The sequence below is a fragment of the Modestobacter sp. VKM Ac-2978 genome (assembly GCF_026968025.1).
Taxonomy (GTDB): domain Bacteria; phylum Actinomycetota; class Actinomycetes; order Mycobacteriales; family Geodermatophilaceae; genus Modestobacter.
Genome location: NZ_JAPVBP010000004.1, coordinates 304,368 through 316,311, shown reverse-complemented (window position 1 = coordinate 316,311; position 11,944 = coordinate 304,368). Strand labels below are relative to the sequence as shown.

Annotated in this window: 9 protein-coding genes; 6 read left to right on the top strand and 3 right to left on the bottom strand. The window is 70.0% G+C overall.

The annotated features are described in order from the left end of the window. Window positions 1-16: 16 nt before the first annotated feature. The 6 genes from O2W53_RS12520 (at window position 17) to O2W53_RS12480 (ending at window position 8,577) form a co-directional block, all read left to right on the top strand. The gene (locus O2W53_RS12520; RefSeq protein WP_269163363.1) at window positions 17-820 is read left to right on the top strand and encodes an alpha/beta hydrolase; all 804 of its coding nucleotides are present in this window, start codon (window positions 17-19) and stop codon (window positions 818-820) included. Between the two features lie 120 nt (window positions 821-940). Further along, window positions 941-2,032: a cold-shock protein gene (locus O2W53_RS23920; protein WP_442929281.1), complete on the top strand. Its 1,092-nt coding sequence runs from the start codon at window positions 941-943 to the stop codon at window positions 2,030-2,032. Between the two features lie 92 nt (window positions 2,033-2,124). Further along, window positions 2,125-3,819 (top strand): long-chain-fatty-acid--CoA ligase, encoded by a 1,695-nt coding sequence (locus tag O2W53_RS12495; RefSeq protein WP_269163362.1) that lies wholly within the window; start codon window positions 2,125-2,127, stop codon window positions 3,817-3,819. Window positions 3,820-4,003: 184 nt separating this feature from the next. After that, a complete protein-coding gene (locus O2W53_RS12490; protein WP_269163361.1) occupies window positions 4,004-4,627 on the top strand; it encodes a hypothetical protein in 624 nt (207 codons plus the stop codon). A gap of 357 nt (window positions 4,628-4,984) precedes the next feature. Next, complete coding sequence (locus tag O2W53_RS12485) at window positions 4,985-5,230, top strand: hypothetical protein (RefSeq protein WP_269163360.1); 246 nt, start codon at window positions 4,985-4,987, stop codon at window positions 5,228-5,230. Window positions 5,231-6,072: 842 nt separating this feature from the next. Next, window positions 6,073-8,577 (top strand): hypothetical protein, encoded by a 2,505-nt coding sequence (locus O2W53_RS12480; protein WP_269163359.1) that lies wholly within the window; start codon window positions 6,073-6,075, stop codon window positions 8,575-8,577. Window positions 8,578-8,898: 321 nt separating this feature from the next. Here the strand turns inward: O2W53_RS12480 and hutH are convergent, their stop codons facing one another. The 3 genes from hutH to O2W53_RS12465 all read right to left on the bottom strand — a co-directional run bounded on the left by hutH (window position 8,899) and on the right by O2W53_RS12465 (window position 11,928). Beyond that, a complete protein-coding gene (hutH, locus tag O2W53_RS12475; RefSeq protein WP_269163358.1) occupies window positions 8,899-10,449 on the bottom strand; it encodes a histidine ammonia-lyase in 1,551 nt (516 codons plus the stop codon). Window positions 10,450-10,522: 73 nt separating this feature from the next. Next, on the bottom strand, window positions 10,523-11,323 hold the full coding sequence (locus tag O2W53_RS12470) for an IclR family transcriptional regulator (protein WP_269163357.1): 801 nt from the start codon (window positions 11,321-11,323) through the stop codon (window positions 10,523-10,525). A 41-nt stretch (window positions 11,324-11,364) separates the two neighbouring features. Further along, entirely contained in the window at window positions 11,365-11,928 is a 564-nt protein-coding gene (locus O2W53_RS12465; RefSeq protein ID WP_269163356.1) for a dihydrofolate reductase family protein, read from the bottom strand. Window positions 11,929-11,944 lie beyond the last annotated feature (16 nt).

Below are 11,944 nucleotides of genomic sequence, written 5' to 3'. Positions count from 1 at the left end.
CGGGTACCTGCGTGCCGTGCCCACCCGTCGAGCGTTCCTCGCCGCCTGCGGCCAGCTGACCGGGGCTGCCCTGCTGGCGGCCTGCGGCGGGCCCGACCCAGGCGGCGGTGGGGCCGCGCCGGAGGGCGGGGAGGGGGGACCGGACCCCGCCGTCCTGACCGTGCGTCCGGGCAGCGTCTCGCCGACCGGGCCTCCGCCGGCCCCCGGCACCCACCCGCTGGGCCTGGCCGACGACCGGGACGCTCTGCTGTACGTGCCCCCGACCCTGCCCGCGGAGGGGCCGGCACCGCTCCTGGTCACGCTGCACGGCGCGGGTGGGGACGCCGAGGGCGGGCTGGCCCTGCTCCGCGGCCTCGCCGACGAGCACGGTCTGCTCCTGCTGTCCCCGGCCTCCCGCGGGAGCACGTGGGACGCGATCAGGAGCGACTGGGGCCCCGACGTCGAGCTGATCGACCGCGCGCTGCGCGAGGTGTTCGGGCTGCTGCCGGTCGACCCCGGGCGGATCGCGGTCGCCGGGTTCTCCGACGGTGCCTCCTACGCACTCGGCCTGGGGCTGGCCAACGGCGACCTGTTCAGCTCCGTGGTCGCCTTCTCGCCGGGCTTCGTCCCGCCGGCACCTCGTACCGGCCGGCCCGCGATCTTCGTCTCCCACGGAGTGGCGGACGAGGTGCTGCCGGTGGAGCGGACCAGCCGGCGGATCGTGCCGGCGCTGCAGGAGGACGGCTACACGGTGACCTACCGTGAGTTCGACGGGCCGCACACCGTGCCGCCGGAGATCGCCGGCGAGGCCGTCGAGAGGCTCGGCCGGGCCGGCGGCTGACCGCCCGGCGAAGCCGCTCGGCACCCCGGTGAGGAGGTCGGGTCGTCAGAGCAGGCAGGCTGGAGGACCCTGGTACAGGTAGGTACCAGGTGGGACGTCGAGATGTGCAGGAGCTAGAGGATGCCGCAGGGCACGGTCAAGTGGTTCAACGCCGAGAAGGGCTTCGGGTTCATCGAGCCCGACGACGGTGGGCAGGACGTGTTCGCGCACTTCTCCGCGATCGCCGACGACGGCGGCTTCCGCAGCCTCGACGAGGGTCAGCGGGTCGAGTACACCGCCAGCTCCGGCGACCGGGGCATGCAGGCCGACTCGATCCAGCCGCTGGGCGGCGGCGGTGGCCGGCCCGCCCGTGAGGAGCGCGGGCACCGCGACGACCCCCGGCAGGTCCGCGCACCGCGGGCCCCCGGCAGTGGCGGGGGCGGGTCCGAGGGCACCGTGCGCTGGTTCAACGCCGAGAAGGGCTTCGGGTTCATCGAGCCCGACGAGGGCGGGGACGACGTGTTCGTGCACTTCTCCGCCATCGCCGACGACGGTGGCTACCGCAGCTTGGACGAGGGCCAGCGGGTCGAATACACCGCCAGCCCCGGCCAGCGCGGCATGCAGGCCGACTCCGTGCAGCCGCTCGGCGGTGGCCGGCCGCCCCAGCGCGAGGAGCGCGGCCGCCGGGACGCACCCGCCCCGCGCGGCGGGCGTGGCGGCTCCGAGGGCACGGTGCGCTTCTTCAACGCCGAGAAGGGCTTCGGGTTCATCGAGCCCGACGAGGGCGGGGACGACGTGTTCGTGCACTTCTCCGCCATCGAGGACGACGGCGGTTACCGCAGCCTGGACGAGGGTCAGCGGGTCGAGTACACCGCCAGCCCCGGCCAGCGCGGCATGCAGGCCGACTCGGTCCGCCCGTCGGGCGGCGGGCGTCCGCCGGCCCGGTACGACGACCGACGCGACGACCGGCCCCGCCGGGACGACCGCAGTGCGCGCGCTCCGCGGGCTCCCCGCGGCGGCGGTGCCGGCGGCCAGGGCACCGTGCGGTTCTTCAACGCCGAGAAGGGCTTCGGGTTCATCGAGCCCGACGAGGGCGGGGACGACGTGTTCGTGCACTTCTCCGCGATCGCCGACGACGGCGGCTACCGCAGCCTGAACGAGGGCCAGCGGGTCGAGTACACCGCCAGCGCCGGCGACCGCGGCATGCAGGCCGACTCCGTCCAGCCGCTCTGACACCCTCCCGCTGACCGCCGGGCACCCGCGGCGGTCAGCGGGACGGACGGCCCGCCGCCGACCCCGGGTGCGCCGTCGCGAACGAGGAGCACATGGTCACCGAGCCGGACCGCGGGACGCCGGAGGCACCGGCCTGGACCCGGAGCTACGCCGAGGGCGTGCCGGCCGAGGTCGACATCCCCCGGGAGACCGTGCCGGACCTGCTGACCGCGGCGGCGCAGCGGTTCCCCGACCGGCCGGCGCTGGAGTTCTTCGGCGCCACGACCAGCTACGCCGAGCTCCGGGACGCCGTCGCCCGGGCCGCGACGGTGCTGCACGACCTGGGGGTGCGGCCGGGTGACCGGGTGGCCCTGGTGCTGCCCAACTGCCCGCAGCACGTGGTCGCGTTCAACGCCGTCCTGCGGCTGGGTGCGATGGTCGTCGAGCACAACCCGCTGTACACGCCGGAGGAGCTCGGCTCCCAGTTCCGCGACCACGGGGCCGCCATCGCGGTGGTCTGGAACGTCGTCGCCCCCGTCGTCCAGCAGCTGGACGCCCCGGAGCTGCGCGAGGTGCTCGCGGTCGACCTGAGCCGGGCGCTGCCGCTGGTCAAGCGGCTGGCGCTGCGGCTGCCGGTGCCCAAGGCCCGGGCCACCCGGGCGGCGATGACCAAGCCGGCCCCCGGGACGACGTCCTGGGACGCCGTGGTGGCCGAGGCGCCCCTGCTGGACGACGCCCACCCCGGTCCGGCGCACGAGAACGTGGCGCTGCTGCAGTACACCGGCGGTACCACCGGCAGCCCGAAGGCCGCTGTCCTCACCCACCGGAACCTGGTCGCCAACGTCACCCAGTCCCTCGCCTGGGTGCCCCAGTTGCGGGCGGGTGAGGAGGTCCTCTACGGCGTCCTCCCGATGTTCCACGCCTACGGCGTGCTGCTCTGCCTGGCCGCGGCCGTGCGGCTGGGGGCGGTGCTGGTGCTGTTCCCGCGCTTCGACGTCGACCAGGTGCTGGCCGCGGCGAAGAAGCGGCCGCCGACGTTCTTCCCCGGCGTGCCGCCGATGTACCAGCGGCTGGCCGCCGCGGCCGAGGAACGGGGCGTCGACCTGTCCGGCACCCGGGTGGCGATCTCCGGGGCGATGCCACTGCCGCTGGAGACCGCCGAGCTGTGGGAGCGGGTGACCGGTGGGTTGGTCGTGGAGGGCTACGGGATGACCGAGGCCTCGCCCATCGTGATCGGCAACCCGGTGGGGCCCACCCGGCGCCCCGGCACCGTCGGGCTGCCGTTCCCGTCGACCCGGATGCGGGTGGTCGACCCGGAGGACCCGACCGTCGACCGGGCGCCGGGGGAGCGCGGCGAGCTGCTGGTGCAGGGCCCGCAGGTGTTCTCCGGCTACTGGAACCGGCCGGAGGAGACCGCCGCCGTGCTGCTGCCCGGCGGCTGGCTGCGCACCGGCGACGTGGTCGAGGTGGACGACGACGGGTTCGTCCGGATCGTCGACCGGATCAAGGAACTGATCATCACCGGTGGCTTCAATGTCTACCCCTCCGAGGTCGAGGACGTGCTGAAGGCAGTCGACGGCATCACCGACGCCGCCGTCGTCGGCCTGCCCGGCAAGAACGGGGAGGACGTCGTCGCCGCGGTGGTGCTGGAGCGTGAACTGGACCTGGACGCCGTCCGGGAGTCCACCCGTGCGTCCCTGGCCGGCTACAAGGTGCCGCGACGGATCGTGGCGGTCGAGGACCTGCCCCGCTCGCAGATCGGCAAGGTCCTCCGCCGCGAGGTCCGCGACCAACTGCTCGCCGACTGATCCCCGGCCCCCGCACGGGCGGGCCCGCTTGACTGTGCCTGCCGGCGGTCAACCCGACCCGGCGGCGTCACGTCCCCGCACGAGACTCCTAGCGCGTCGCCCGGAGCGCCGCGCTCCCTGACCGGTCACGGCGGGACAGGCATCCAGCCAGTCGCCAACCGCTACAGGCTGCCAAGATCACCTCATGGACGTCCTGGACACGGTCACCGCGGGGCTGGCGGGCGCATGTGTGGATGAGCGGGGACGCCTCGTCGATCACTTCCTGCTCGACTACGCCAGTCGCGCAGCCCGGATCGTCGATCTCGTCCGGTTGGGAAGGCTCCACAACGACAGTGACGCGATCCATGTAGACGCGGATCCGGTCGGCTGGGCGCCGCTGGACGACGCTGCCCGGGCCCTGACCGAGCGATCGCTGACCCTGGACGCGTGGATCGTCACTGGGTCCTCGGGGCAGCTTGTAGTGGTCGAGGACTTGGTGAGAACTGGTGCGTGGAGCCGGAGCGTGACCCCACTACGTCGACGACGCAGGTATGAGACTGGTCGGCCGCGCGACAGCTGGGGTCGAACCACCGAACGCCGACTGATCCGTCCATTGGCGACGGCGCCGGCCTCGGAGCGGAATGCGGCGGTGTCGCTCCTGGCTGGAGCGGCTGGCCTCAGCGACGGTGACTACGACGCGGATGCACTTCTCGGGCGCACCGGAGGAGCTCAATGGGTCTGTGAGTTGGTATGGCAGCTGATCAGCCAAGAGCGGGCCAAGAACTTGGACGCCTTCGGCGCCATGCGCGCTGGAAGGATCACAGGATGACTCCCCTCCACACCTGGTGAATCGAGACGGCGCTGACCTCCCGCCGATGAGTCCCGTTCGTTGGGTCAGCTCAAGTGGTGAGGCTCTACGGCGTCATACGTCGAGGCGGTCGGCTCCAGGGGTCGCGTCATCGGGGATGTCGTTCGTGTCCATGGCTTCCATCAGGTGGATTGTGGCGTACTCGGGTGGGGCTTGGCGGCCGAGCTCGTCGAACAGGGGGACAATCCGGCGGAGCCGTCGGCCGGGACTGGCCCACTATGGGACAGGCGTCCAACTACCTCCCGGCCGTCGCCCGGCGGGATGATCTTCGGCAGCGGGAGGGGCCGGTACGGTCCGGCCGGCACTACCTTCGGCCGCATGGATCAGCGTGACCAGCAGGGCCCCAGGCCGACGTACGCCAGGCAGCCCTTCATGCCGATCTTCTGGTTCCGTTGGCGCTGGGACATCCCCTCGTTCGTCCTGTTCCTGGGCCTGGCCGGCTTCACGTTTGGGCGAGGTTCGTCATTCTCGGGCGTCATGGCCGTGCTGCTGGCCGGGTCCGTACTGCTGCAAGGGCACTACGCCGCTGGCCGGGTTCGTAGAGGCGAGTCGCCCTGGAAGTAGGCACTTCCAAGCACAACGGGCGAACCGGGTAGGCGGAGGAGCACCTGGTGGATCCCAGGCCGTCGTCGGCGCGAGCCCGGCGTCGCTGTCCCTGAGCGGCCCACTATGGGCGTGAGGAGGGTTCGCCAGCCGGACGCAGGCTCCACTCCGGCATGCCCGGAGTTGACGGCCCTGAAAGCCTGGCACAGAGACGCCGACCCGTGGTCGCACAGACGACCGGGGGCGCTATCGTCCGCGACACGCGGGGGAGGTGGCAGGTGCGACGGTACACGTTCCTGTCGATCTTGAGAATCGCAGTTTGTGGTTCCCTGTCCGTGGTCTCCATGGCCGTCTTGGCGGTGGCGTTATACGCGGAAGAAGTCTTTCCCTCGGGTGATACCCGAAGCAGCCTGATTGCCCTTACCTCGGTCTTGGTCGCAGTTTTCCTCGCTATCGCCATCCTTCCACCAAGGAGGCTCACCGCCATCCGAGGGGCGTCTGAGGTAAACACCCACACTAGATTATGGGAAACAGGCGGTCTAGTCACCGGTGGCTCCGCTCATGACATAACGTCACTGACGGCTGCTCTGTCTGAGCGACCATCTATTCTGTGGCTAGCCTCCGCGAATGGGCAGTATGCTGTTGATTGCGCCTCCACGGTGACCAATCGCTTAGGAATACCTACTATCGTGATTTGCGCCTGGGGCGGTGGCACAGCCGCCACCGAAATCGAGAAATCTTGGCTCGCCATCCACCAACTTCCTCGAAGCAGATCTACCCCTCTGGCATTCGACGGCGTGGCCATCATTCGCTCCGAAGGGCACTTAGCTTGCGAAAGTCTTGCGAGCATCGATCGGTGGCTCATGGGCTCCAGGGAGCGGACCGCCATCGTCATCAACGCTGGCGGATGCGCCGATCAGTCCTCGCTTGACTCAGCGACGGACGCACTAAGGGCTTCATCCCTGGAGCTTCGTCACGCGCCCGACGAACCCGGCGGCCCGGAGCACGGGCTGGCACTAAAGACGATTATGGAGTCGTCGGTCGACTCGGATGCCTCGAATCGCTCGGTGGCCATGGTTAAGGCAGTGACGGCAATGCGCGAGCGCGCGGTGGAGCCGACTCACATGTTTGCGGCACCCATAATATGCTCCCGCTTTCGGGATATGGTGGGCCTGGTTGCCCGACTCATCAGGAACCGCTGGCCGTTCTTCTCATCGATACTTGCCCTCTTGGCGTTGCCAGTATTACTGGCAATTCTGTCAGGCTCAGCGGACGGGATGAGTGGTTATGTCGTCCAAGCCCTTTCGCTCGTAGTCGGCACCCCAGTCCTCCTCTTCTTGCTGTGTCACGGAACGTATGCCATAACCGGCCGACGGCCCGGTGTGGGTGTTTCCCTCGCTCTAGCCGCGTCCTATGCGACTGGCAGCTTTCTGATATGGGGCCCCGAAGCCACCCCAGCAATCCTATTTGGAGCCGTGATCTTCGGCGCCCTGTGTCGCCTGGGCGGCTCTGCGGAGTTGGGGCGCACGCTCATCAGGCACCAGGGCCGCTTGGCGGTCGCTGGTTGCGTTACGTGGCTATGGTTGCTAGTCGTCGACACAAGCTTTTGGGCGGCCCTTGCAGGAGCAGTGGCATTCATGGCCGCGCGTAGGCCGGCCTTCGTGGCAGTGTCTCCTTTGATCTTCTCCGCAATGGTTGGAGTTGATCTGGCGATGGAGGTCTACGACTCTAGCATTCTGGGTCTCCCGTTGGATCCCGCTTTCACGGCTGCGCAATTGATGCCTGGGTTCGCGCCACCCACACCTGTGCAGAATGCCGCTAAGTACATCGCTATGTGCGCCCTGCTCGTTGGCGCGGTGCTGAGCGCCGTTATCTGTGTGGCATGCCGCCTTATGGATGCTCATGCTGATGTCACAGCGCGGTCTGCGGCAGCGGTCCAAGTTCTTGGCATGGTGGCTGCCAGTCTGGCACTCTACGTTGATATCGGGCGCGGGCGGACGCGCTTTGAACTTTATTTGTCGGGACTGTCCGGCATAGGTGCATGCTTATTCGCTCTGGGGCTATGTGTTTGCATGTTTGGCCCCTTCAATCTTCTGCGACTGAGATCCCTGGAGGAATCATCTGTAACAGTGGTCCTCATTGGTATCTCCGTTGTTGCTTCTGGTGGCGCAGGGACGTGGATGCCGAGCGTCGTATGTGTGTGGTTGGCGCTCGGAATCGGTCTCGCCTTGCTGGCCCGCCAGAACTTCCACCTCGGAGCCCAAGTCGGATGGCGCTCACTCCTCTGGTTACGGGCGCCGGCACGACTGGCGGCAGCGTGCCTGATCTGCATTATGCTCATCGACGGTGTGGCTTACGCAATCTTCAACCTGCAGTATGGTGCTTTCCAGGCTATCGACGCCCAAGCGACGGCTTATCTGCTGCTCCCTGCTGTGAGTGTGGCCGTCGCTATCCCTGCGGTTCTCGCCGTCCTACGGTTCGTGCCAAGCGTCCGTTTCGGTCTAGTCCCTGAAACTCCAGTCAGGGTCGGTCGGCACATACTGGCATGGGGACTCTTGGCGGTCCTATTCGTGTTTCTCACGGGCAGTGCCCGGAGACACTTCTTTGAAGACCACCTCTACGGGGCAGCACTGCTCGCCCTTGTCGCGGCACCCCTGGTTCCGAGCCTGGCTAGGCGATACGGGCCGAGCCTCCGCGATAGCGGAGTATTCGTCGCCTGCCTGTTATTGATAACGCAGGCAGGAGTCTTCGGCTTCAGCGTCGCGCTGGGCGCGCTAGCCATCGGACCTCCCCAAAGCTACTTTGAGAGACGGTTCAAGATGGTGGACCGCGAGGCTTTCGTTCAAGCCGCACTCGTCATGCTGGTGTTGTTGGCCCTCAGCGTGGCGTCGAATGCTTTCGGCCCATGGTCCTTGGGCACCCTTGCATCTCTAGTTCCTGGGGCTCTCCTATTAAGTCCCATTGCACTTCTTGTCGCGACGGCTGGCGCGGCGACTATTCCAACATCAATCTCAGTTGGCCTGGTTCTGTCGATGCGCCTGCGTCGCCTGTACAGGATGGTGGTCTGTGTCGGGGGCGTTCCCTTGGCGGTGGGTGCGGTTATCGCCTCCGTCTTCGGGACTTCAGAGTGGGGGGTAGTCCTGGGCACTACGTCAGCGTTGATCGCTCTCCAAGTTGTCTTGTTGTGGTACGACTTAGCGCCGATGGCGTTAGCGCACCAACTTCGTTGCGAGCCCGTACGAGACGTGCACGCGAACCTAGCGGCATCGACGAGAGTGCTTCGCAATCTAGAAGTGGGTCAGCACGTCACCTTCACAGGACCAGCTGACGTTCTAGGGGCGAATACTTCGTCCTACATCGGTCGCTGAAACAACACCGAAACTGTCTTAAATCGGTCGCTGGAGCAACGCGGAAATCTTGGTAAGCTGCGAAGGACCTCGCTTCGGGTGGGGATATGTACCCAGGAAAGCAATCTAAAGACCGCCTGTCGGTGGCAGCTCAGGAGCTGCCACGGTTCAAGAAGGATGGTGGCGGCCGTCCACCCCGGTAGACCGTGGCTTACGCCGCGCGGACGCAGGATGGCGACGCGCTGTGTCCCATAGGCCGCCCTAAGGGCGTACTTGCCGGGCGCGGCACCAAGGCACCAAGTCATCACGAGGCCCTTCTCACCTCACCGATGGGGTGCCGGCTCAGTGCAGGGGCAGCCCCGTGGCGGTGAGCACGGCGCCGTCGGCGACGAGCTGGACGGCGACCTCGATCTCCGGGGCCAGGTGCCGGTCGGGGCCGGGGCCGGGCACGCCGGCGGCTCGGACGGCGTCCCGGACCGCGCCGGTGGCCGTTGCCGGCTGCAGCGGGGCCCGCAGGTCCAGCGCCCGGGCGGCGGTGAGCACCTCGATGGCCAGCACCCGGGTCAGTCCGTCGAGCGCCCGGCGCAGCTTGCGCGCCGCGGCCCAGCCCATCGAGACGTGGTCCTCCTGCATCGCCGAGGAGGGGATCGAGTCGACGCTGGCCGGCACCGCGAGCCGCTTCAGCTCGCTGACGATCCCGGCGGCGGTGTACTGGGCGATCATGTGGCCGGAGTCGACCCCGGCGTCGGCGGCCAGGAACGGCGGGAGCCCGTTGCTCCGGGCGGCGTCCAGCATCCGGTCGGTGCGCCGCTCGCTCATGCTGGCCACGTCGGCGACCGCGATCGCCAGGAAGTCGAGCACGTAGCCGACCGGGGCGCCGTGGAAGTTGCCGTTGGACTCCACCCGCCCGTCGACCGTCACCACCGGGTTGTCGATGGCCGCGGCGAGCTCCCGCTCGGCCACCGTGGCGGCGTGCGCAGCGGTGTCCCGCGCTGCGCCGTGCACCTGGGGCGCACAGCGCAGCGAGTAGGCGTCCTGCACCCGGGTGCACTCCGGCCCGCGGTGGCTGGCCATCACGCCACTGCCGGCCAGCAGCGCCCGCAGGTTGGCCGCCGAGTCGGCCTGGCCGGGGTGCGGGCGCAGCCCCTGCAGGTCGGCGGCGAACACCGCGTCGCTGCCCAGCAGCGCCTCCACGCTCATCGCCGCGGAGACGTCGGCGGTGCTCAGCAGCCGGCGCAGGTCGGCCAGCGCGAGCAGCAGCATGCCGAGCATCCCGTCGGTGCCGTTGACCAGCGCCAGGCCCTCCTTCTCCGCCAGCTGCACCGGGGTCAGCCCCGCGGCGGCCAGCGCCTCCGCGGCGGGGCGCAGCTCCCCGGCGGCGTCCCGGACGGTGCCCTCGCCCATCAGCGCCAGCGCGATCGACGACAGCGGCGCCAGGTCGCCGGAGCAGCCCAGCGAGCCGTACTCGTGCACGGTCGGGGTGATCCCGGCGTCCAGCATCGCCGCGTAGCCGCGGGCGGTCTCGGGCCGGACGCCGGTGCGCCCGGTCGCCAGCGTCGACAACCGCAGCAGCATCAGCGCCCGCACCACCTCGCGCTCCACCTCCGGGCCGGAGCCGGCGGCGTGCGAGCGGATCAGGCTGCGCTGCAGCTGGGCCCGCTGGTCGACCGGGATGTGCCGGGTGGCCAGCGCGCCGAACCCGGTGGAGACGCCGTAGTGCGGGCGGTCGTCGTCGGCCAGCCGCTCGACGACCGCCCGGGTGGCGGCGATCCCGGCCAGCGCCTCCTCCGACAGCCGCACACCGCAGCCGTCCCGGGCCACCCGGACGACGTCCTCCGGGGTGACCGGTCCGCTGCCGACGACGACCTGCTGGGTGTCCACCGCTGTGCTCATGGGTCCATCCGACCTGGCCCGCGGTCGGCGATCCAGGCTCGCCAGCCGAGTGCTGTCCGGGATCCCAGACGTTTCAGTCGGGGCGCCGGCCGTTGATCCGGCGGGTGAGCTCGACGGCCGCCCGGGCCACCCGCTGCGCCAGCTCCGTCCGCCCCGCGGCGTCGACGTCCTCGGTGGGGAAGGTGACCGCCACCGCCGCCGCCGGCCGGCCGGCGTGGTCGTGCACCGCCGCGGCGACCGAGGCGAAGCCCGGGGTGACCTCGCCGTCCTCGTCGGCGTACCCGGCGCGGCGCACCTCGCCCAGCAGCCGGCGCAGCTCCGAGAGCCGGCGGGGACCCAGGTCGTGCCGGTCGACGAACGCGGTCGCGTCGGGGAACAGCGCCCGCACCTGGGCCGGCGGCAGACCGGACAGCAGCGCCCGGCCACTGGCGGTCAGCTGGGCCGGCAGCCGGACGCCGACGTCGGTCACCAGCGGCGGCCGACCCGGCGCCCGCTGCTCGACGACGTAGAGCACCTCCCGGCCGTGCAGCACCGCCAGGTGCGCGGAGTGGCCGACCGCGTCGACCAGCCGGGCCAGCACCGGGCGGGCCAGCCGGGCCAGCGGCTCCTGCCGGGAGTAGGCGCTGCCGATCTCGAAGGCGCTCACCCCGAGCCCGTACCGGCGTTCCTCGGGCAGGTGGACGACGAAGCCGGCGTCGACCAGTTCGGCGAGCAGGTGGTAGGTCGTCGACCGCGGCAGGCCCAGGTCGCGGGCGAGCGCAGCGGCCGGGACGGCGCCGGGGGAGCGGGCCAGCGCCTGGAGCAGCGCCAGGGCCTGCCGGGCGGCGGGCACCCCGCCCCGCGGCGTCCGGGGTGAGGGGACCGGCTCCGGCACCGGGGGAGCCTACGGCGCGATCGACCCCGCGCTGCCCGCGGTCAGCGGGCCCGTTCGTGCCGCAACAGGACGACGCCGTTGCCGAAGGTGCGGGTCTCGACCAGGCGCAGGTCCATGGGCTTCTCGCCGGGACCGAAGAGCAGGCGCCCGGCCCCCAGCAGGACCGGGTTCACGTAGAGCCGGTACTCGTCGATGAGGTCGTGCCGCCGGAAGGCCGCGCCCAGCCGCGCCCCGCCCAGCACCATGTCGCCCCCGGGCTGCGCCTGGAGCGCCCGCACCTCGTCGGGCACGACCTTGCGCACCAGGGTGGCGTTCTCACCCGGGGCGGCGAGGCTGCTCGAGTAGACCACCTTGGGCATCTCCCGCCAGATGCCGGCGAACTCCGCCTCGGTGGGCGAGCTGTCGGGGTCCTGGTCAGCCGCCGGCCAGTACTCCTCCATCAGCTGGTAGGTCACCCGGCCGAAGAGGAAGGCGCTCATCGTCGCGAGCTGCCGGTTGAAGTGGTCGTGCAGCTCCTCGTCGACGTGGTGCCAGCCGATGTCGCCGTCCGGGCCCTCGAAGTACCCGTCGAGCGACACCGCCATCTGGGCCACGACTCTGCGCATGGTGTTCTCCGTCCCG